The sequence below is a fragment of the Streptomyces sp. NPDC003248 genome, from assembly GCF_055563235.1.
In genome coordinates this window covers 139,193-160,490 of record NZ_JBVHDT010000006.1, presented here as the reverse complement: position 1 = coordinate 160,490, position 21,298 = coordinate 139,193, and the positions used below count along the sequence as shown (strand labels likewise).

Here is a 21,298-nt window from a genome sequence, read left to right as displayed (position 1 = left end):
GATGAAGTCTGTGCAATTTGACGCGAAACGGCTTTGACCAGCATCTTTGCCGCTCGTCGGGGGGCTCTCAGGCGGCCTGGGCCGTTCCTGGGCCGTGATCATGGTTGACGCCACGTGCTGTTGCCCATCCGCTGCCATGGCGCGTGACCCGTGCGCTCAGCCCAAGCCTCAAGATCGTGCTTGTCAAAGAGCACGATGTTCTGCGTCGCCGCATACTCGATCGCTGGGCGGGTGAACACGCTGGTGGTCACGACGACGGCGACGTCTGCTCGATGGACAGTGAAGCAGGTGCCCCCGAAGCGCTGTAGATCTTGCGATCCGACCTTGCTGGTTGTCCCGTAGCGTTTGCATTGAATGACGAGCCTGCGTCCGTCGGGAGTAGTGGCGAGTACGTCAGCACCGAGGTCACCTGCTCCTCCGGTGGCGGCGGCATCTCCGCAACCGTCCCTTACGCACAGTTGAGCGATCGCCACTTCGAACTCTCGGGCGTTCAGCGAGTGGTCCGGGACAGGCTCGTAGTAGGCGGCGGGCACTGCGATCGCGTGATCCTCCGGAGCCGGGGGCACGGGGCGGAAGAAGTCCCACCCTGGCCAAGGTCCCATCTTTCGGGCCAGAACAGACAGGCAGAGACCTGCAATGAGCAGGGTGACCAAGAACTGTGTAGCTCCTCGCCCGACTGCGCCCTCCTGCCAGAGGATGATGCCGTTTGCGCCTGACACCAGCAGGAGAACGCCGAAGCAGCCACCTGCACAGCGACCACGTGCATCCGGTGAATCTCTCATACGCCCCCCAACGCTCACGGATACGTGATTTTGGCATTAGCGGGGCGCGTGAGTAGGCAGCTTGGAGTAAAGGCTGTCGACCGCCTTCCGGGTGCGTCCCTCGCTGCTCGGCATCAAGTGCGTGTACGTCCGGAGTGTGAACCCCGGATCGGCGTGGCCGAGGTACGAACTGAGGGCCCGAACGCTTTCTCCGGCGTCCAGCAGAACAGATGCGTAAAAGTGCCTCAGGGCGTGCATGCCGTGCTCGCGCGCCGACGCGTACCGCTCGCCCGCCTGTGCCGCTGGGATGCACCCGAAGAACGTCCGCCCGAAAGGCGGTCCTTCTCGTCCTTCCACCTGGGACGAGGGGCCGGGGCCTTGGGCCGTCTCTGGGCCGCCCGAGGGGGACCGACGACGACCGGCAACGACCGACAACGACGGTGACGCCATGGCGCCGTTTGCAGCGGCCGTTGAGCCATCAGTCCAGCTAGACCCAGGTGTCCAGCCACATCCGTGAACGCCAGGAGTCGATCGGGATCGCCTGGCCGGTGTACAGCGGCCAGAAGTAGATGAAGTTCCACGCGATCAGCAGCACCAGCACGCCCGCCGCCGTCGCGCCCACCACCCGCCGGGTGTCGCTCGACCCCGGACGCCCGACGATCGCCCCGGTCATCATCGCCACCGCCAGGCACAGGAACGGCAGGAAGACCACGGCGTAGAAGAGGAAGATCGTGCGCTCCTGGTACAGGAACCACGGCAGCCAGCCGGCCGCGATCCCGCAGGCGATCGCCCCGGCCCGCCAGTCACGGCGGAACAGCCAGCGCCACAGGACGAACGCGATCGCGAAGCAGGCCGCCCACCACAGCACGGGCGTACCGATCGCCAGGACCTCCCGCGCGCACTTCTCGCCCGCGTCCGACGGGCAGCCGTCCACGCCGGGCGCCGGGGACTCGTAGAAGTACGAGACCGGGCGGCCCAGGACGATCCAGCTCCACGGGTTGGACTGGTAGGTGTGCGGGGACGTCAGGTGGGTGTGGAACTCGTACACCTCGTGCTCGTAGTGCCACAGGCTGCGCAGCCAGTCGGGGAACAGCCACGTCCAGCTGCCGCCCTTGCCGTCGGTGGCCGCCCAGTTGCGGTAGTAGCCGCCCGAGCCGTCGTCGGGGGAGAGGATCCAGCCCGTCCACGACACCAGGTACGTCACCAGCGCGACCGGCACCGTGGCCAGGAACGCCAGTCCCGTGTCGCGCCGCAGCACCGCCCGGTAGGGGCGGCGGGCTCCGGCCACCCGGCGCGAGGAGACGTCCCACAGGACCGCCATCAGGCAGAACGCGACCATGATGTACAGGCCGTTCCACTTGGTGCCGATGGCCAGGCCCAGCATCACACCGGCCGCCCAGCGCCACGGGCGCAGCCCCAGACGGGTCGTCTCGGCGAGGTGCGCGTCCGGGCGGTGGAGCCCGTCGGCGTCCGGCGGCAGCGCGGCCGCGAGCCGCTCGCGCGCCTTGTCGCGGTCGATCAGCAGACAGCCGAACGTCGCCAGCACGAAGAACATCAGCACCCCGTCCAGCAGCGAGGTGCGGCTCATCACGAAGTGCAGCCCGTCGACGGCCATCAGCGCGCCCGCCAGACAGCCCAGGAACGTCGAACGGAACAGCCGGCGCCCGATGCGGCACAGCATGAGCACGGACAGCGTGCCCAGCAGCGCCGTCATGAACCGCCAGCCGAACGGATCGAACCCGAAGAGCAGCTCACCCAGCCCGATGACGAACTTGCCCACCGGCGGATGCACCACGTACGCCGCGTCCGCCGGGACGGTGACATGGCCGCCGGAGGAGAGGATGAGGTCGTTGGCGTTCTTGTCCCAGTTGACCTCGAAGCCGCGGTGGACGAGCGCCCAGGCGTCCTTGGCGTAGTACGTCTCGTCGAATATCACCGCCTTCGGACTGCCCAGGTTCCAGAACCGCAGCACGCCCGCCACCAGCGTGACCAGCAGCGGACCGCCCCAGCCCGACCAGCGCAGCACGCGCTCCACCGCCGTGGGGGGCATCCCCAGCGCCTCCCACAGGCGCGGGCTCGGCTCGGCGAACGGCGGCACCAGCCGCTCCCGGACGTCGCCGCCCGGCTCCGCCGCGTAACCGAAGCGGCGCAGCCGCTGCCGCCACGACGGCCGCTGGTCCTGCGGCGCCTGGGCCTGCGGTTCCTTGGCCTGCGGCGCCTGGTCCTGCGGTGCCGGGGCCTGCTGCCGGTGGCCCGTGGAGTCCGTGGAGTCCGTGGAGGACGCGGTACTGGTCACCGCGCCATCGTAGGGAACCCTTCTGTGGGATTTCCGTGTCTCACCCCCTGCGAGACTGGAAACGTGACAGTCGCACCCGGAACCCTGGTCCTTGCAGGAACCCCCATCGGGGACATCGCGGACGCCCCGCCCCGGCTCGCCGAGGAACTGGCCGCCGCCGACGTCGTCGCCGCCGAGGACACCCGCCGGCTGCGCCGGCTGACGCAGGCGCTCGGCGTGACGCCCAAGGGGCGCGTGGTGTCGTACTTCGAGGGCAACGAGTCCGCCCGCACGCCCGAACTGGTGGAGGAGCTGCTCGGCGGCGCGCGCGTGCTGCTCGTCACCGACGCGGGCATGCCGTCCGTCTCCGACCCCGGGTACCGGCTGGTCGCCGCCGCCGTCGAGCGGGACGTCCGGGTCACCGCCGTACCGGGCCCGTCCGCCGTGCTCACCGCCCTCGCCCTGTCCGGGCTGCCCGTCGACCGCTTCTGCTTCGAGGGGTTCCTGCCGCGGAAGGCGGGGGAGCGGCTGTCGCGGCTGCGGGACGTGGCCGAGGAGCGCCGCACCCTCGTCTACTTCGAGGCCCCGCACCGGCTGGACGACACCCTCGCCGCGATGGCCGAGGTGTTCGGCGGGGAGCGGCGCGCCGCCGTCTGCCGCGAACTGACCAAGACCTACGAGGAGGTCCGGCGCGGCCCGCTGGCCGAGCTGGCCGCGTGGGCGGCCGAGGGCGTGCGCGGCGAGATCACCGTCGTCGTCTCCGGTGCGCCCGAGCGCGGGCCCGAGGAGCTCGACGCGGCGGAACTGGTGCGGCGGGTCCGGCTCCGCGAGGAGGCCGGCGAGCGCCGCAAGGAGGCCATCGCCGCGGTGGCGGCGGAGGCGGGGCTGCCCAAGCGGGAGGTGTTCGACGCGGTGGTGGCCGCGAAGCACTCCGAGCGGACGCCCTGAGCGGTGCACCCTGGTCCGCGCGCCGCTGAGCGGTGCGGCGGTACGCCGGTGCCCGCACGCCGCTGAGCAGGGAGGACGCGTCGTCTGAGCGGGGCGCGCGTCCTCTGAGCGCACGCCCCATGCAGGGGCAAAGGGCCGGCGTGCAAGGCAAAGCCCACAGGCCGTCCGCCGCACCATTTCGGCAAGCGCCGCCCAAATCACTCCCAACACTCGACAGGCCTGCTGCGCCCGCACCGGCGGAGGAGTCCACTGGACGCCAGGGACGCACCCGTCCCACGCCCCCGAACGGGATTCCGGGGGGAATCCCCGCGCCAGGGGGCGTCTGTCCAGCGGACAACGGGAGCTGGCATGAGCGAGACCACAGGGCAGACCACCGGCCACCTGCGCGCCGCGGCGATCCCCGTCGTGCACGAGTCGTACTCCTTCGCCTGCATGCGCTGCGGGCACGGCTGGGAGCAGTCGTACGAGATAGAGCACCACACGGACGCCGACGGACACGAGTTCGTCCTCTACGTCGCGAACGGCCGGACCGTGCCGTCCCCGCTGAGCCGGCCCACCTGCCTCAACTGCGAGGGGCACCTCGTGCGCATCATGCGGGCGGGGCAGGTCGCCTCGGTGCTCAGCGCCGCCCGCCGCCCCCACCGCACGCCCCCGGCCGGGCCGGTGGAGGCGCCGGAACCCGCCGCCGGGAGCGGCGGCCGCGCGGACGGCCGGGACGACGGCCGGGGGGACCGGCGCGAGCGGCGGTCGCGCCGCGAGCACCACTGGCACCTGTCCGACCTGCTGCACCCCTTCCAGCACCGGGCCGGCTGAGCCGGCCGGCGGCCGGAGGCGGACGGCCGCGGCCCCGCCCCCTTCCGTAGGATCGGGACATGCCTTCGAACGCCGACAAGAACGCGGCGCCGCCGCTCCCGGCCCCCCTCGGGGTGCCGGTCGCCGACTCCCACACCCACCTCGACATGCAGTCCGGCACGGTGGAGGAGGGGCTCGCGAAAGCCGCGTCGGTCGGCGTGACGACGGTCGTCCAGGTCGGCTGCGACGTCCGCGGCTCCCGGTGGGCGGCCGAGACGGCGGCCGCGTACGACGCCGTCCACGCGGCCGTCGCCCTGCACCCCAACGAGGCCCCGCGCATCGTGCACGGCGATCCCGACGGCTGGTCGCGGCAGGGCGCGCGTGCGGCGGGGGGCACGGCGGCGCTCGACGAGGCGCTCGCCGAGATCGACCGCCTGGCCGCGCTCCCGCACGTCAAGGGCGTCGGCGAGACGGGACTGGACTACTTCCGCACCGGCCCCGAGGGCAAGGAGGCGCAGGAGTCGTCGTTCCGCGCCCACATCGAGATCGCCAAGCGACACGGCAAGGCCCTCGTCATCCACGACCGCGAGGCCCACGCCGACGTCCTGCGCATCCTGAAGGAGGAGGGCGCCCCCGAGCGCACCGTCTTCCACTGCTACTCCGGCGACGCCGAGATGGCGGAGATCTGCGCCCGCGCCGGGTACTTCATGTCCTTCGCCGGCAACGTCACCTTCAAGAACGCCCAGAACCTGCGCGACGCCCTCGCCGTCGCCCCGCTGGACCTCGTCCTCGTGGAGACCGACGCGCCCTTCCTCACCCCGGCGCCCTACCGCGGCCGGCCCAACGCCCCGTACCTCGTCCCCGTCACCGTCCGCGCCATGGCCGCCGTCCGGGGCATCGACGAGGACGCCATGGCGACCGCCCTCGCCGCCAACACCGCCCGCGCCTTCGCCTACTGAACGCTGAGTAGCCGCGCCGCTTTGGAGAGTGACGAATGCTCCGCTAGGTTCTGGGGGCCCGATCCGGACCCCTCTGGACCCCCTCCGGCCCCTGGAGCGCGTCGGCGTGAGCAACTCGCAGTACCAGACGTTCGAGCCGTACGACCCGGGGCCGCCCGCGGAGCCCTGCGCACCGCAGGACCCGTACGGCCCGAGCGGGTCGTACACCCCGGTGGAGCCGTACGTTCCGGTGGAGACGTACGGACCGTATGGACCGTACGGCTCTGCCGAGGGGTACGGACCCGCCGAGGGGTACGGCCTCGTGGGGTACGGGCCCACCGCTTACGGGCCCACCGCTTACGGGCCCGCTGAGTACGGGTCCCCGCCCACCGTGCAGCTTCCCGGCCCGCACAGCGCGGAGACGGTGCCCTACGGCGTGTACGCGGCGCCGGGGCCGTACGGGGACACCTACCACCCCGCCTACGAGACGACCCCCGAGCCGGTGCCCCAGCCCGGGTCGGACGGCCCACCCGGGTCGGACGGCCCGGCCGGGGCGGGCACGACCCTGGCGAGTGTGTCCGGCTCGGGAGCGGGGGTGTCCGCGCGCGCCGGAACGGGGCGGCGGGCCGCGCGCCGGCGCAGGGCGCGCTACGCCGAGCGCCCGGACTCCACCATGCGCCGCCTGCTGCCGCAGGCGCTGGTCGTCGCCTTCCTCGCCGGCGGCACCGCCGCCTTCGTCGCCAAGGACAAGGCGATCGAGCTGACCGTCGACGGCCGGTCGCGCACCCTGCACACGTTCGCCGACGACGTGACCGAACTACTCGCCCAGGAGGGCGTGGCGTTCGGGACGCACGACGTGGTGGCGCCCGGCCCCGGCACGGAGCTCACCAGCGGCGACGAGATCGCGGTGCACTACGGCCGCCCCGTCCGGCTCACCCTCGACGGGCACCGGCGCGAGGTGTGGACGACGGCGCGCACGGTGCAGGAGGCGCTCGGACAACTCGGCGTGCGCGCCGAGGGCGCGTACCTCTCCGTCCCGCGCTACCAGCGCATCGGGCGGGGCGGCCTCGCACTGGACGTCCGGACCGAGCGCGCCCTGACGATCCTGGCCGACGGCCGTGCCCGCACCGTCCGCACCAACGCGGCGACCGTGCGCGAGGCGGTCCGGGAGGCCGGGATCACCCTGCGCGGCCAGGACACCACGTCGGTCCCGCCCGCCAGCTTCCCGCGCGACGGACAGACCGTCACCGTGCTGCGCGTCACCGGCTCCGAGGAGGTGCGGGAGGAGGCGATCCCCTTCCAGGAGCGGCGGGTCGAGGACCCCTCGCTGTTCCGCGGGACGGAGGTCGTGGAACGCGCCGGACAGCCCGGTCTGCGCCGGATCACGTACTCCGTGCGCACCGTCAACGGCGTCCGGCAGAAGTCGCGGCGGATCCGGACCGAGATCGTGCGCGAGCCGCGCGCGCAAGTGGTGAAGGTGGGCACCAAGCCGCTGCCGCGCTCCGTGCGGGGGGCCGACGACCTGGACTGGCGGTCCCTCGCGGACTGCGAGTCCGGCGGCCGCCCCGACGCGGTGGACCCGTCCGGCACGTACGGCGGGCTGTACCAGTTCGACGCGCACACCTGGCGGCTCCTCGGCGGCAGCGGCCGGCCGGAGGACGCCCCGGCGGAGGAGCAGACGTCGCGGGCGAAGAAGCTGTACACGCGGCGGGGGTCGAGTCCGTGGCCGCACTGCGGGGCACGGCTGAAGGACTGAGCGGCACGGCCGCGGGCGGGTCGTACGGCCGGGGAGGCACGGGGGCGCGTCGGCACCCCGCGAGCACCGCGCCCCGCCCACGCCCCCCCGCGAGCACCGGGCCCCGCCCACGCCCCCCCGCGAGCACCGGGCCCCGCCCACGCCCCCCCGCGAGCACCGGGCCCCGCGCCCCATCCCCGGCGAGCCCCCGGCCCCGCGCCCGGCAGCGCCCCGGCCCCGCCCCCGGCAGCGCCCCCGGTACCGGGCGGGCAACCGCGCCCGGTGCACCCCCGTACCCTTGTCCCGTGAGCAGCCCCACCCCCGACGCCCTCCTGGGCCCCGCCGACATCCGCGAACTGGCGGCCGTCCTCGGCGTGCGGCCCACCAAGCAGCGCGGCCAGAACTTCGTGATCGACGCGAACACGGTCCGCCGTATCGTCCGCACCGCGGAGGTACGGCCCGACGACGTGGTCGTGGAGGTCGGGCCGGGGCTCGGCTCCCTGACGCTCGCGCTGCTGGAGGTCGCCGACCGGGTCACGGCCGTCGAGATCGACGACGTCCTGGCGGGCGCGCTGCCCACGACGATCGCGGCGCGCATGCCGGAGCGCGCGGAGCGGTTCGCGCTGGTGCACTCCGACGCGATGCACGTGACCGGGCTGCCGGGCCCGGCCCCGACCGCGCTGGTGGCCAACCTGCCGTACAACGTCGCCGTGCCCGTGCTGCTGCACATGCTCGCCACCTTCCCGAGCATCGAGCGCACCCTGGTCATGGTCCAGTCGGAGGTCGCCGACCGGCTCGCCGCCGTACCCGGCAACAAGGTGTACGGCGTGCCGTCCGTCAAGGCCAACTGGTACGCCGACGTCAAGCGCGCCGGCGCCATCGGACGCAACGTCTTCTGGCCCGCGCCGAACGTCGACAGCGGGCTCGTCTCCCTGGTCCGCCGGACCGAACCCGTCAAGACCACGGCGTCGAGGGCCGAGGTCTTCGCCGTCGTCGACGCCGCCTTCGCCCAGCGCCGCAAGACGCTGCGCGCCGCGCTCGCCGGCTGGGCCGGTTCCGCCGCCGCCGCCGAGGCGGCCCTGGTCGCCGCCGGGGTCTCCCCGCAGGCGCGCGGCGAGTCGCTGACCGTCGAGGAGTTCGCGCGCATCGCCGAGCACCGGGTGGAGGAGTCCGCGTGAGCGTCACCGTGCGCGTGCCCGCCAAGGTCAACGTCCAGCTCGGCGTGGGCGCCGCCCGCCCCGACGGCTTCCACGGCCTGGCCAACGTGTTCCTCGCGGTCGGCCTGTACGACGAGGTCACCGCCACCCCGGCCGACGCGCTGCGCGTCACCTGCGAGGGGCCGGACGCCGGCCAGGTCCCCCTGGACCGCACCAACCTCGCCGCGCGCGCGGCGATCGCGCTCGCCGAGCGGTACGGCCGCACCCCCGACGTGCACCTCCACATCGCCAAGGACATCCCCGTCGCCGGCGGGATGGCGGGCGGCAGCGCGGACGGCGCGGCCGCCCTCCTCGCCTGCGACGCGCTGTGGGGCACGCGCGCGACCCGCGACGAACTCCTCGACATCTGCGCCGGACTCGGCAGCGACGTCCCCTTCAGCCTGGTCGGCGGCGCCGCCCTCGGCACCGGGCGTGGCGAGAAGCTCACCGCCCTGGACGTCGGCGGCACCTTCCACTGGGTGTTCGCGCTGGCCCCGCGGGGACTGTCGACGCCGGCCGTGTTCCGGGAGTTCGACCGGCTCGCCGAGGGCCGCGACATCCCCGACCCGGTCGCCTCGCCGGACGTCCTCGACGCCCTCGCCGCAGGCGACCCCGACGCGCTCGCCGCCGCCGTCTCCAACGACCTCCAGCCCGCCGCCCTCTCGCTCTTCCCCGAGCTCGCCGGCACCCTCGCCGCCGGGCGCGCGGCGGGCGCGCTCGCCGCGCTCGTCTCCGGCTCGGGCCCGACCACCGCGTTCCTCGTCCGCGACACCGCCGCCGCGGCGGCCGTCGCCGAGGCGCTGCGCGCCTCCGGGACCTGCCGGACCGTGCGCACGGCGACGGGACCGGCGCCCGGCGCGACGGTCCTGCGCGAGCGGCACTGACCCGCGGGGGACCGGCCACCGACCGGCGCGCATTACGCTGGGAGGCTGACGATCCCCCCGGGCAGGAGAGAAATGGCCGTCAATCTGGTCAATGTCGAGAACGTCAGCAAGGTGTACGGCACCCGTGCCCTGCTCGACGGCGTCTCCCTCGGCGTCTCCGAAGGGGACCGCATCGGCGTGGTGGGCCGCAACGGCGACGGCAAGACCACCCTGATCCGGATGCTCGCCAAGCTGGAGGAGGCCGACACCGGGCGCGTCACCCACTCCGGGGGCCTGCGGCTCGGCGTGCTGACCCAGCACGACTCCCTCGACCCGGCGGCCACCGTCCGGCACGAGGTCATCCGGGACCTCGCCGACCACGAGTGGGCCGGCAACGCCAAGATCAGGGACGTTCTCACCGGCCTCTTCGGCGGCCTGGACCTGCCCGGCTTCCCCCAGGGCCTCGACACCGTCATCGGACCCCTCTCCGGCGGTGAGCGCCGCCGTATCGCGCTCGCCAAGCTGCTCATCGAGGAACAGGACCTGATCGTCCTCGACGAGCCCACCAACCACCTCGACGTCGAGGGCATCGCCTGGCTCGCGCAGCACCTGCGCGAGCGCCGGTCCGCGCTCGTCTGCGTCACGCACGACCGCTGGTTCCTCGACCAGGTCTGCACCCGCATGTGGGACGTCCAGCGCGGCGTCGTCCACGAGTACGAGGGCGGCTACTCCGACTACGTCTTCGCCCGCGCGGAGCGCGAACGGATCGCGGCGACGGAGGAGACCAAGCGGCAGAACCTCGTCCGCAAGGAGCTCGCCTGGCTGCGCCGCGGCGCCCCCGCCCGCACCTCCAAGCCCCGCTTCCGCGTCGAGGCCGCCAACGAGCTGATCGCGGACGTGCCGCCGCCCCGGGACAGCAGCGAGCTGATGAAGTTCGCGTCCTCCCGGCTCGGCAGGACCGTCTTCGACCTGGAGGACGTCACCGTCCAGGCGGGCCCCAAGGTGCTGCTGAAGCACGTCACCTGGCACCTCGGCCCCGGCGACCGCATCGGCCTCGTCGGCGTCAACGGCGCCGGGAAGACCTCGCTGCTGCGGGCGATGGCCGAGGCGGCGCGGACCGAGGGCGAGGCCCAGCCGGCCGGCGGGCGGATCGCCGTCGGCCGGACCGTCAAGCTCGCCTACCTCTCCCAGGAGGTCGCCGAACTCGACCCCACCTGGCGGGTCCTGGAGGCCGTCCAGCGGGTCCGCGAGCGCGTCGACCTCGGCAAGGGGCGCGAGATGACCGCCGGGCAGCTGTGCGAGACGTTCGGCTTCGGCAAGGAGAAGCAGTGGACGCCGGTCGGCGACCTCTCCGGCGGTGAGCGCCGCCGTCTCCAGCTGCTGCGCCTGCTGATGGACGAGCCCAACGTCCTCTTCCTCGACGAGCCCACCAACGACCTCGACATCGAGACCCTCACCCAGCTCGAGGACGTCCTCGACGGCTGGCCCGGCTCGATGATCGTCATCTCCCACGACCGGTTCTTCGTCGAGCGCACCACGGACCGCGTCTTCGCCCTCCTCGGCGACGCCACCCTGCGGATGCTGCCGCGCGGCATCGACGAGTACCTGGAACGGCGCCACCGCATGGAGGAGGCGGCCGCCGCCGCGGCCCCCGTCCCGGCCGCCGCCCAGAAGCCCGCCGCCGAGAAGAGCGCCGCCGACCAGCGCGCCGCCAAGAAGGAACTCCAGAAGATCGAGCGGCAGTTGGACAAGATCTCCGAGAAGGAGACCAAGCTCCACTCCCAGATCGCCGACAACGCCACCGACTTCGCGAAGGTCGCCGAACTCGACGCCCAGCTGCGGGAGCTGGCGGGCGAGCGCGAGGAACTGGAGCTGCGCTGGCTGGAGCTGGCCGAGGACGCGTAACGGCCATGGGCGGCCGCCCGTAGCGGTGGCCGCCCGTAGCGGTGGTCGCCCGTCCGGCGGTCGCCCGCACCGGCGGCCGTGTGCATCGGCGGCCGCCCGCACCTCAACCCGCCCCCCTCGCGCTCCCCTGGCGCGAATCGCTCACCCGGGCGCCCTCGTCCCCGGCGTGAACCGTTCCCGTGCGCGCCTTTGTCCCCGGCGCCCTTGCCTCCCTCGTGCGCCCTCGTCCGTTCCCCCACCCCCGCGCGCGAGGGCAGCGCGTGCGCCGCGTGAAGGGGGCGTGAAGGCGCATAACGACGGCATCACGGGCCGGTGCTCCCTTGGGAACAGGCGCCGATACGGGCCCCTGCGCTGTCGGTGCCGGGTGATAGAAAGAGCCGTCTGAGAACTTTTTGAGAACGACTCTGGGTCCGATACGAACCTCAGGGCGTGGCTAAAAGTCAGTGAACGAGGGGGAACACGCTGATGACTCAGCCGCCCGACCAGCCGCCGCAGCCGGGCGGTTTCGGAGCACCGCAGCAACCGCCGCCCCAGCCGCCGCAGCCCCCGCAGGGCCCGCAGCCCGGGTACGGCTATCCGCAGCAGCCCGGCCCCTACGGCGCCCCGGCCGCGCCCCCGCCCGCACCGGGCCCGTACGGACAGCCGTCACAGCCGGGCCCCTACGGGCAGCCCTCGCAGCCCGGCCCGTACGGACAGCCCTCGCAGCCGGGCCCCTACGGGCAGCCCGCCGCGCCCTACGGACAGCAGCCCGGCTACGGCTACCCGCCCCCGCCCGGAACCCAGTTCCCCGGCGCCCGGTTCCCCGGTGCCCCGGGCCCCGGCACGCCGCCGTCCGGCCCGCGCGGTCCCTTCAAGGGCAGGCCCGCCCTGGTCGTCGGCGCGGCGGTCGCGGCGCTGCTGGTGATCGGCGCGACGGTGTTCGCGGTCACGAGCGGCGGCGACGACGAGGACAAGAAGCCGGTCGCCCAGCAGAGCGACGACGGCAAGGCCACGGCGAGCGGCGCCCCGGTCAACCCCGGCGACGGCAGCGGCGACGGCGGCGAGGACACACAGGACTTCAACGCCGACCGCAAGGCCGGCGAGGCCGAGGTGCTCTGGTACAAGGAGGCGCCGGACGCGCCCTCCGACGGTGCCGACGCCCCGGGCATGTGGATCACCTCCAAGGCGGCGGTGAAGGCCGCCTACAAGGAGGTCGTCGCCTACAACGTCGGTGACGGCAGGCCCACCTGGGACACGGTCACGTTCCCCCAGCAGATCTGCGCGGTCACCCCGCAGAAGACGGCCGACGACAAGGTCGTCGTGGCCTACATGAGCGGCACCAGCGACCGCGCCAAGTGCAACCAGCTCCAGCAGATCGACCTCACCACCGGCGCCAAGGGCTGGACGGCCGTCGTCGAGGACGGCGACCTGTTCGACAGCGCCCTCACCATCGAACTGTCGCTCACCGGCAACACCCTGATGGTGGGCCGCTCCCAGTCCGGCCAGGCGTACGACGTGCGCACCGGGAAGCCGACGTGGGAGAAGAAGAAGTACGGCGACGCCTGCTTCCCCACCGCCTTCGCGGGCGGCGCCAAGCTGATCTCGGTGGCGTCCTGCGACGCGTCCGGCACCGACGAGCACGACGAGATGCAGGAACTGGACCCGGCGACCGGCAAGGTCAAGTGGACCCAGGCCTTCGACAAGGGCTGGCAGGTGCAACGGACGTACTCCGTCGACCCGCTGGTCGTCTACAGCACCAACGAGGACGAGAACGCCTGGAACATCGCGGCGCTCAAGGCGGACGGCACGTTCCGGTCGCAGGTCACCTTCGACGAGGACTTCCAGCCGGACTGCGGCTGGTCCGTCCTCCAGCGCGACCTGACCGGCTGCGAGGGCACGGCGGCCGACGCGAACACCCTCTACCTGCCGACGGACGCGACCAGCGGCGCCAACGAGATCGTCGCCGTCGACCTCGCCACCGGCAAGGAGAAGTGGCGGGTGAAGTCCCCGCTGGACGAGTCGATGCTGCCGGTGCGGATCGAGGGCGGCAACCTCGTCGCCTACGTCCAGCCGTCGTGGGACGCGGCCGGGCGGGTCGTGTCGATCCCGACGACCGGCTCCGCGCACACGCCGAAGACGCTGCTCCAGATGCCCGAGAGCACGATCGACCTCGAGGACGGCTTCTCCCAGCGGGACGTCGCCTGGGTCGACGGGCGGTTCTACCTCTCCACCACCCGGCTGACGGGCAGTGACGACACGAAGGAGAAGCTGATGCTCGCCTACGGCAAGTAAGGCTGACTCCCCTCCGTCCCACCCCCCCCTCCCCCGTCCTCCCGTCGGCCGCCGTCGCGGGCTCCATGTCCCGTGCCCCGTGCCCCGCGCCCCGTCGTCCCGAGAGTTTCCCCGAGGTACCCACACCATGACCCAGCCGCCGCCCCCGCCGCCGAACCAGCCCCCGCAGGGCACCCCCCAGGACCGTCCCCCGCAGGGCACCCCCCAGGACCAGCCCCCGCAGCAGTCTCCGCAGCAGCCGTCGGCGGCTCCGCAGGACGCCCCGCCGCCCGGTTTCGGCGCACCGCAGGCCCCGCCGCCGGCGCCCCCGGCCCCGCCCGCGGGCCCACAGCTCGACAAGGCGCCGGGCGGCCCGATGCCCCACCAGGCAGCCACGGCCGCCCAGGTCCCTCCGGCCTCCCCGGCCCCGCCGAACGCCCAGGCGCCGCAGGCACCTCAGCCCCCGACCCCGCCCCAGCCGCCGACGGGCCCGGGCTACGGCTACCCGCCCGCGGCCCCGCCCGCGGCCCCGCCCGCCGGACCGCCCCAGCCCCCCACCGGCCCGGGTTACGGCTACCCGCAGACGGCCCCGCCCGCCGGACCGCCCCAGCCCCCCACCGGCCCGGGCTATGGCTACCCGGCCCAGCCGGCTCCGCAGGGCCAGCCGAACCCGTACGGCCAGCAGGCGGCGTACGGCCAGCAGCCCGGCTACGGCTACCCCGGTCAGCCCACCGTCCCCATGCACCCGCAGGCGGGCTACCCGCAGCCGGGCCAGCCGGGCTACCCGGGCGGCTACGCCGGCCAGCCGCCCACGATGCCGATGCACCCCCAGCCGGGCGGCGGCCGGAAGATCAACGCCCAGGTGGCCATCATCGTCGCCGCGGTCGTCGCGATAGCGCTGATCATCGGCACCGGCGTCTGGTACGCGAACTCGGGGGACAGCGGCAAGAAGGACGACACCGCGAGCTCCGGCGGCACGACCGGCGGCGACGACAAGGGCGGCACCGGAGGCACGTCCGAGGGCGGCACCGAGAAGGCGCCCTCCGACCCCGACTCCCAGCTCCTCTTCAAGATCCCGTCGCCCACGGTCGCCGAGGACGACAGCGTCGTGGTGTCCGGGTCCTGGCTGACCGACAAGGCGTACGTGAAGTCGGGCGTCGCCGAGATCGTCGGCTACGACCCGGACAAGGGCACCAAGCTGTGGACGATCAAGCTGCCCGGCCCGGTGTGCGAGGCCAGCAAGTACGCCACCGAGGACGACAGGACGGCGGTCGTCTTCCAGCCGAAGATGCCCGCCAAGGACTCCTCGGCCGGCTGCACGCAGGTCGCGGCGATCGACCTCGCCGCGGGCAAGCAGCTGTGGACGAAGACGGTCCTGTCCGGCGACTACCCGGTCACGTTCGACAACGTCACGGTCAGCGCGCACACGGTGGCGCTCGGCGCGACCGAGGGCGGCGCGGCCTTCGACATCGACACCGGCAAGGCCCTGTGGGCCCCCAAGACGGCCGACACCTGCTACGACGCCGGCTACGGCGGTGGCCCCAAGCTGGTCGCGGTCCGCAAGTGCGGTGACTACGGCGCGCGGACGCTGCACATCCAGACCATCGACCCGGCCTCCGGGAAGGTGCTCTCCGAGTACGAGATGTCGACCGGCATCGAGTACGCGAGCGTCGTCTCCACCGACCCGCTGGTCATCGCCGCCGACGTCAACGAAAGCGCCCAGGACGGCAGCGGCATCTCGGACTTCTTCTCCGTCGACAACAAGACGGGCAAGCTGATCACCCGCATCTCCGCCCCCGGCGACCAGTTCGCCGCCCGCTGCGACGGCATCACCAGGATCGAGCACTGCACGGGCGTCGCGGTCGGCACCAACCGGCTCTACCTGCCGACCGAGGAGCACGACGGCTCCGGCGACTACAGCCAGACCAACGAGATCATCGCCTTCGACCTGACCACCGGCAAGCAGACCGGCCAGCGCGCCGACGCCGGCGACGACTACGAGCTGTTCCCGCTCCGCATGGACGGCACCGATCTCATCGCGTACAAGCGGCAGCCGTACGACGAGGGCGGGCAGGTCATCAGCATCGACGGCGGTTCGTTCAAGCAGACGAAGCTGATGCAGAACCCGTCGACGGAGGCCGAGCGGGAGGCCGAGGCCGGCATGCTGCCCGAGTACACGGAGTTCATCTACTCCCAGGGGCGCCTGTACATGTCCAACGTGTACGCGGACGACTCCTCCTCCGGCGAGGAGGAGTACCTGGCGCTGGCGTACGGCACCGACAGCTGATCGGCTGATCATCGCACCGGCACTGCCCACGGCCCCGTCCCTGCTCAGGGACGGGGCCGTGCACGTACCGCTCAACACCCTCGAATGAGAGGAATTTCGGCGATCCGGGGCACTTCTCGCCGGTAGGGGGAGCGCAACGTCGAACAAGCGTGTAGCTTCCGGGGGCATGAAGGACGAGGTGCCGGGGGGCACCTTTTGTCTGTCTGCACGTGTGCCGCAGCGCGCGCACGTGCTCGTGACCGGCCGTGCCTGACTGTCCGTGTGGGCATCCGAGGGGGGACTGGGGGGTTGCTCGATGGGAGTGCGACTCATGGTGGTCGACGACCACCGACTGCTCGCCGAGGCGCTCGCCTCGGCGCTGAAACTGCGCGGGCACCGGGTGCTCGCCGCCGCCGCGCCCGCCGCGGGCGCGGCGGACCTGGTGATCGCCCGCGCACCGGAGGTGTGCCTGCTCGGGACGGCGACCCCGGCCGAGCCGGGGATCTTCGACCCGGTCGTCCGCATCAAGCGGGACCGGCCCCAGGTCGCCGTCCTGGTGCTGGGCCCGGTCCCCAGCCCGCGCGGCATCGCGGCGGCCTTCGCGGCCGGCGCCTCGGGATACGTCCGGCACGACGAGCGCATCGAGGGCGTGGAGCGGGCCATCATGAAGGCGCGGGCGGGTGAGGCGGCCGTCGCCCCCCAACTCCTCCAGGGCGCCTTCGGCGAACTGCTGAACCCGGCCGCCCAGCCCGACGACGAGGGCCAGCGCCTGCTCCAGATGCTCACCCCGCGCGAGGTGGAGGTCCTCGTCCGGGTCGCCGACGGCGAGGACACCCGTCTGATCGCCGCCGGCATGGGCATCGCCCCCTCCACCGCCCGCACCCACGTCCAGCGCGTCCTGATGAAACTGGGCGTCGGCTCCCGGCTGGAGGCGGCGGCCCTGGCGGCCCGCACAGGCCTCCTGGACCGCGCGGGCCCCCTCCCGCACAGCACCCACCACACGACCGCGGGGCCGGAGTCGTAGGAACTCCGGCCCCGCGGCGGGGACGTCACGCGTGCGCGGGCGTCACGTCTGCCGTGAGAGGAGTCAGCCAGTGGATCTCCAGGTCCTCGCGCAGGTAGTCCATGCGCGTCTCCTGGAACCGGACGAGGTCGGGCTGGGCAAGGTGATCGCGTAGATCGTCCGCGGAACGCCACAGCTCGTAGAAGACCAGCGTGGTGGGGTCGGAGGCATCGCGGTGCACCTGGTACTGCCAGGCGCCCGGCTCGGCACGGGTCGGCTCGACGAACGAGAGCAGCAGGCGCTCCAGTTCCTCGGCGCGTTCCGGGCGGGGCCGGGCGAATCCATAGAGGCCGACGGGGCCGCTTCCCTCAGGTATGGCGACGTTCATACCTGGGAGGTTAGCCATGCGTCGAGGTACGATTCAAGTCGTACCTGAAGGAGGATCGTGGACCTTGGCAGAGTGTTCGCCGCGCTCGCGGACGACTCCCGGCGGAGGATGATCGCCGAACTCGCGACCGATCCCGAAGACCGGGAGCGCGCCTGCGGATCGTTCGACCTGCCGGTGAAGAAGGCCACGCGTACGTACCACTTCCGGGTTCTGCGGGAAGCGGGTTTGGTGGTACAGCGCGATCACGGCAACGGAAGCACACTGAGGCTGCGCAGGACGGACATCGAGAAGCACTGCCCCGGCCTGCTGGAACTCCTCGTGGCCGAACTCGACCGCCCGAACGAGGGCGGAACCACGTCCTGACCCGGCCGGCCGCCTCCTCCCGACTCGACCGGGCGACGGGCGCCGTCCGTGCGTATGCCGTCCAGGAGGTGGGCCAAGGCGGTGGGGGTGGTGGTGAGGTGCGTGGTGGGGGTGTCGCTCTCGCGGAGGTGGATCGCTTCGGGGGAGGCGGCGAGTTCAATGCAGGTGTTGCCCTCGCCGCCACCGGAGAAGGTGGACTTCTGCCAGCGCAGGGCGTGATTCATGGCGCGGCTCACAGCTCCTTCGTCATGCGGTGGATGAAGTCCCGGGACGCCGTTGGTTCGAGTGACGCCTTCTCCACCTTACGGAAAAGTGTTCGGAGCCGCTTCAACTGCGCCTCTGCGTCGATGAACAGAGTCCCAGTGGGTGCGTCACGAAGGGCGGTGTCCAGTTGGGGCAGTTGACCGCCCAGAAGCATCATCGAAGCGTCCGCACCGGCGAATCCGTCCTGGTCGATGGGGATAACGCGTACAGCAGCGTGGCCCTGTTCGATCTCACACAGAATGCGCCGGAGTTGAGCAAGCGTGGTACGGCGATCGGCCACGCGGACGCGCAGGGCGAACTCGTGGACGACCGTCTCGTACGGCGTGGAGTCCTTGCGGTCGATGACCGCGTGGCGCTGCATCCGGTGTTCCACGCGCGGTGCCAGCTCGCTCTCCGGCAGTTCGGGTCGCATGTAACTGAAGACGGCGCGAGCGTAGTCAGGTGTCTGAAGCAGACCCGGAACGTAGTTGATGACGATTTCGCGCAGGAACGTCGCGTGGTGCTCGGCCTCAGCCACGTCCAAGTTCACCCGAGGCAGGATGCCTCGGTACTCGTCCCACCAGCCGCGGGTGCGCTCGGTTGCCATGGCTACGAGAGCCTCGATCAACTCATCGTCCGTGCAAGCGCAGTGAGCGGCCAGTCTCCGTAGCCGCTCTTCACTGATCGCGGAGCTCCCCGCCTCGATCTGGCTCATGTGTGCCGAACTGGACCCGAGGAGCGCGGCCACCTCCTTTGCCGGCTTGCCCGCAGCCTCCCGTAGTTTGCGCAGCTCAGAGCCCAGGCGGACCTGTCGTGCCGTGGGCTGGGTCCGCATAGTCATTTGCGCAACTGCCTCTCGGGGGCGACTCGTTCGGGCGTTAGATTACGCGAGCCGGTTGCGAGGGTAGTAATTTCTACCCTACCGTCGGTGACGCGAACGTCACTCTGCGGAAGCGCACCGCTCCGTCCTGCCATGACGGCTGCGGCAATGCCACTGCGCCCTCGTTCCTCCCTCACCCCCTTACGAACGGAGCTGCCGCATGCCCGAACCCGCCACCGCCCCCACCCCCTGGGAGTACTCCCTCTACATCCCCAACGACCCCAGAGCCGTCCCCGTCTCCCGCCGCACCCTGCGCCTGATCCTCGCCCTCCATGGCCTCGCCCACCTCACCGACACCGCCGAGCTGATCGCCTCCGAACTGCTCGCGAACGCCGTCCAGCACACCAACGGCCCCGCCGCCCTCCGCATCCGTTACGCCGACGGCGTCCTGCGCGTCGGGGCCTGGGACGCCGACCCCGAACCTCCGGACCCGCCCGCGAAGCTCGACGACCTCGCCGACGACGCCGAGGACGGCAGGGGCCTTGCCCTGGTCCGGGCCTGCGCGGACGTGTGGGGCTGGCAGCCGCTGTCCCGCCGTGGGCGGCGTGGCAAGTACGTGTGGTGTGACCTGGTCGCCGCGTAGCTCGTTGATCACGTCGACTCGCGCCTGACAGGTCTCCGGCCCGGCAGATGTGGAGGGATTTCATGACGACGGTGCAGTACTTCTGGCGGCACCCGCTCGCTGAGGAAGTCCGCGAGCAGGGGCGCGAGGAGGGCCGCGAGGAGGGCCGGGCCCACGAGCGGGCCGAGATCATCCTGCGCAACCTCCAGTGGCGGCAGATCGACGTCCCCGACTCCGTCAGGGAGCGCGTCCTGTCCTCCACCGACGTCGACGAGCTGGGCACCTGGCTCGACCGCTCCTACCAGGTCGCCGACGCGAGGGAGCTGTTCGGCGAAGGGCCCACCGCCTGACCCGCGCCTGCCCCCATGCTCACGCCGTAGGCGGCGCCGAGCCGACCGCTCCCCTCCCCCCGCCCTCGCTGCCTACGGCCTCCCGCATCACCCGGGCCTTCGCCCCGCGCGGTCCCCGTCCCCACGGCTGCCGCCGCCTGCGGCCCCCTCTCCGGTCCGGCCGCCCACGGCCGCCGGCCCACCGCCTCGCCCGCCTCGCCCGCCCCTCGCTCTCCCCGGCGACGCGCCCCGCCCACTTCCCGGACGGCCCTCCGCCGGTTCACACCTTCGGCGGCGGACGGGCGGCCGGGCGGCGGCTCGATTCCGCCGTCGGCGCCGGCCTTGCCGGAGACTCCGTCCGACCCGCCTCACTCGGTCATCACCGCAGGTCAAAGTAGTCGCGGAGGGTTGTGCGGGGGTGCCCCCTCACGCTGTGCCCGCTTCCCGTCGCGCCCCTCGGATCGCCCGCGTCCGGGTCTCCCCGGGTGGTGTGCTCGTGGTTGCCGAGAATGAGTCGGCGTGGTGAGGTGCAAAAGGTGCAATCGTAACATACGGTGCATATTCGTAACGTTCAGTAACGCCTCGTTACGGGACGATACGCGTCAACTCAGTCGAAGAAAGGGATGAAATGCGTAAGATTGGCAAGGCTGCTCTCGCGGCCGCCATGATCGGCAGCCTCACCATGGTCGGAGCGGGCGTTGCCTCCGCCGCCGACGGTCACCGCACGACGGACAGCGGCTACCGCTCGGACTCGAAGGACACGAAGGACACGAAGTCGGACGGCGCCACCAAGCAGTGCGTCAACTACGCCGAGGTGGACAACTCCGCCCACTCGAGCGGCCTCGTGAACGCGCTGAACAACGTGAACGTCAACATCCTCGGCTACTCCTCGAACAAGCCGACGGTTCAGCAGTCCTGCAGCATCGGCGACAACTCCACCAGCGGCAACCTGAACGCCAACGGCCAGGACAGCCTGCTGGACCTGCTCTAAGCACTGAGTTCCAGGACAGCCCCGGGATCCGGCACCACGGATCCCGGGGCTGTCCCCCGTTGCGGTCCTCACGACGGATGGGACAGCCGTACGACGACGGGGTCGGATCCGCCGCACACACCCGGCGGATCCGACCCCGTACGCCCCCACCCCGTACGCGCCCCGGCGTCCTGCTATGCGCCCCGCTACGCGCCCCGCGGCGGCTCACCCTCCGGCGACACCGCCTCCGGCGGCAGCGACGGCGTCGGATGGGACGCCGGACGCAGCTTCAGCCACACCAGGAAGAACAGGCCCAGCAGCAGCATGCCCAGGCCCGTCCACAGGTTGATGTTGATGCCCTGGGCCTTGGCGATGGCCGCGTCGTCGTCCGTGAGGCCCACGATCGTGACGATCACGCCGTAGACGACGAACAGGCCGCCGATGATGCGGCGCAGGTCGAAGATGCGGGCCGCGGTCGCGGACTTCTCCTCCAGCTCGATGACCTCGCGCTGGACGTCCGCGTCGGAGTAGCCCGCGTGCCGCAGCCGCTCGGCCGCCGCCGCGTGCTCGTCGGGTTCGAAGTGCTCAGACATGGTCTTTCCATCCTCCCGCGATCGGCGTCGCGTGCGGG

The 21,298-nt window shown here is 72.3% G+C and carries 19 protein-coding genes and 2 pseudogenes; 14 read left to right on the top strand and 7 right to left on the bottom strand.

The genetic code is table 11. From position 1 onward, the window contains the following. Positions 1-98 precede the first annotated feature (98 nt). The 3 genes and pseudogenes from ACZ3KJ_RS16820 to ACZ3KJ_RS16810 form a co-directional block, all read right to left on the bottom strand. Complete coding sequence (locus tag ACZ3KJ_RS16820) at positions 99-653, bottom strand: restriction endonuclease (protein WP_467527634.1); 555 nt, start codon at positions 651-653, stop codon at positions 99-101. 165 nt (positions 654-818) lie between these two features. Next, positions 819-1,076, bottom strand: a pseudogene (locus tag ACZ3KJ_RS16815) (tyrosine-type recombinase/integrase); the annotation flags it as partial. Positions 1,077-1,248: 172 nt separating this feature from the next. Beyond that, positions 1,249-3,057, bottom strand: a complete 1,809-nt coding sequence (locus tag ACZ3KJ_RS16810) for a dolichyl-phosphate-mannose--protein mannosyltransferase (protein WP_467527632.1) — start codon at positions 3,055-3,057, stop codon at positions 1,249-1,251. A gap of 63 nt (positions 3,058-3,120) precedes the next feature. Between ACZ3KJ_RS16810 and rsmI the strand changes: the two genes are divergently transcribed. From rsmI to ACZ3KJ_RS16760, 10 genes are all read left to right on the top strand, one after another. Next, complete coding sequence (gene rsmI / locus ACZ3KJ_RS16805) at positions 3,121-3,984, top strand: 16S rRNA (cytidine(1402)-2'-O)-methyltransferase (RefSeq protein WP_389522284.1); 864 nt, start codon at positions 3,121-3,123, stop codon at positions 3,982-3,984. A gap of 348 nt (positions 3,985-4,332) precedes the next feature. Further along, the gene (locus ACZ3KJ_RS16800; RefSeq protein ID WP_467527630.1) at positions 4,333-4,797 is read left to right on the top strand and encodes a hypothetical protein; all 465 of its coding nucleotides are present in this window, start codon (positions 4,333-4,335) and stop codon (positions 4,795-4,797) included. Positions 4,798-4,856: 59 nt separating this feature from the next. After that, positions 4,857-5,735 (top strand): TatD family hydrolase, encoded by an 879-nt coding sequence (locus tag ACZ3KJ_RS16795; RefSeq protein WP_467527628.1) that lies wholly within the window; start codon positions 4,857-4,859, stop codon positions 5,733-5,735. A gap of 211 nt (positions 5,736-5,946) precedes the next feature. Next, positions 5,947-7,470 carry a ubiquitin-like domain-containing protein gene (locus ACZ3KJ_RS16790; RefSeq protein ID WP_467528062.1) on the top strand — a complete coding sequence of 508 codons (1,524 nt, stop codon included), beginning with the start codon at positions 5,947-5,949 and terminating at the stop codon, positions 7,468-7,470. A 284-nt stretch (positions 7,471-7,754) separates the two neighbouring features. Then, the gene (gene rsmA / locus ACZ3KJ_RS16785; RefSeq protein ID WP_467527626.1) at positions 7,755-8,627 is read left to right on the top strand and encodes a 16S rRNA (adenine(1518)-N(6)/adenine(1519)-N(6))-dimethyltransferase RsmA; all 873 of its coding nucleotides are present in this window, start codon (positions 7,755-7,757) and stop codon (positions 8,625-8,627) included. Continuing rightward, positions 8,624-9,529, top strand: a complete 906-nt coding sequence (locus ACZ3KJ_RS16780) for a 4-(cytidine 5'-diphospho)-2-C-methyl-D-erythritol kinase (protein WP_467527624.1) — start codon at positions 8,624-8,626, stop codon at positions 9,527-9,529. Before rsmA ends, ACZ3KJ_RS16780 begins: the two co-directional genes overlap by 4 nt. Before the next feature lie 72 nt (positions 9,530-9,601). Continuing rightward, a complete protein-coding gene (locus tag ACZ3KJ_RS16775; RefSeq protein WP_467527622.1) occupies positions 9,602-11,413 on the top strand; it encodes an ABC-F family ATP-binding cassette domain-containing protein in 1,812 nt (603 codons plus the stop codon). A gap of 465 nt (positions 11,414-11,878) precedes the next feature. After that, positions 11,879-13,684 (top strand): outer membrane protein assembly factor BamB family protein, encoded by a 1,806-nt coding sequence (locus tag ACZ3KJ_RS16770; protein ID WP_467527620.1) that lies wholly within the window; start codon positions 11,879-11,881, stop codon positions 13,682-13,684. A gap of 127 nt (positions 13,685-13,811) precedes the next feature. Beyond that, positions 13,812-15,950, top strand: a complete 2,139-nt coding sequence (locus ACZ3KJ_RS16765) for an outer membrane protein assembly factor BamB family protein (RefSeq protein WP_467527618.1) — start codon at positions 13,812-13,814, stop codon at positions 15,948-15,950. Positions 15,951-16,245: 295 nt separating this feature from the next. Then, complete coding sequence (locus ACZ3KJ_RS16760; RefSeq protein WP_467527616.1) at positions 16,246-16,953, top strand: helix-turn-helix transcriptional regulator; 708 nt, start codon at positions 16,246-16,248, stop codon at positions 16,951-16,953. A gap of 25 nt (positions 16,954-16,978) precedes the next feature. Here the strand turns inward: ACZ3KJ_RS16760 and ACZ3KJ_RS16755 are convergent, their stop codons facing one another. Next, a complete protein-coding gene (locus ACZ3KJ_RS16755; RefSeq protein ID WP_467527614.1) occupies positions 16,979-17,320 on the bottom strand; it encodes a putative quinol monooxygenase in 342 nt (113 codons plus the stop codon). 57 nt (positions 17,321-17,377) lie between these two features. On the opposite strand from ACZ3KJ_RS16755, the gene ACZ3KJ_RS16750 reads away from it, so the two are divergent. After that, entirely contained in the window at positions 17,378-17,683 is a 306-nt protein-coding gene (locus ACZ3KJ_RS16750; protein WP_389522272.1) for an ArsR/SmtB family transcription factor, read from the top strand. A gap of 50 nt (positions 17,684-17,733) precedes the next feature. On the opposite strand, the pseudogene ACZ3KJ_RS16745 reads toward ACZ3KJ_RS16750, so the two are convergent. Then, positions 17,734-17,907 (bottom strand): annotated as a pseudogene (locus tag ACZ3KJ_RS16745) (DUF397 domain-containing protein); the annotation flags it as partial. Positions 17,908-17,915: 8 nt separating this feature from the next. Then, complete coding sequence (locus ACZ3KJ_RS16740) at positions 17,916-18,767, bottom strand: helix-turn-helix domain-containing protein (RefSeq protein ID WP_467527613.1); 852 nt, start codon at positions 18,765-18,767, stop codon at positions 17,916-17,918. A gap of 199 nt (positions 18,768-18,966) precedes the next feature. Between ACZ3KJ_RS16740 and ACZ3KJ_RS16735 the strand changes: the two genes are divergently transcribed. The 3 genes from ACZ3KJ_RS16735 to ACZ3KJ_RS16725 all read left to right on the top strand — a co-directional run bounded on the left by ACZ3KJ_RS16735 (position 18,967) and on the right by ACZ3KJ_RS16725 (position 20,688). Further along, a complete protein-coding gene (locus ACZ3KJ_RS16735) occupies positions 18,967-19,389 on the top strand; it encodes an ATP-binding protein (protein WP_467527611.1) in 423 nt (140 codons plus the stop codon). 62 nt (positions 19,390-19,451) lie between these two features. Then, the gene (locus ACZ3KJ_RS16730) at positions 19,452-19,718 is read left to right on the top strand and encodes a hypothetical protein (RefSeq protein WP_467527609.1); all 267 of its coding nucleotides are present in this window, start codon (positions 19,452-19,454) and stop codon (positions 19,716-19,718) included. Positions 19,719-20,325: 607 nt separating this feature from the next. Continuing rightward, entirely contained in the window at positions 20,326-20,688 is a 363-nt protein-coding gene (locus ACZ3KJ_RS16725; RefSeq protein ID WP_389522263.1) for a hypothetical protein, read from the top strand. Positions 20,689-20,873: 185 nt separating this feature from the next. Here ACZ3KJ_RS16725 and ACZ3KJ_RS16720 read toward each other — a convergent pair whose 3' ends face one another. Continuing rightward, the gene (locus tag ACZ3KJ_RS16720) at positions 20,874-21,260 is read right to left on the bottom strand and encodes a hypothetical protein (protein WP_467527607.1); all 387 of its coding nucleotides are present in this window, start codon (positions 21,258-21,260) and stop codon (positions 20,874-20,876) included. Between the last annotated feature and the right edge of the window lie 38 nt (positions 21,261-21,298).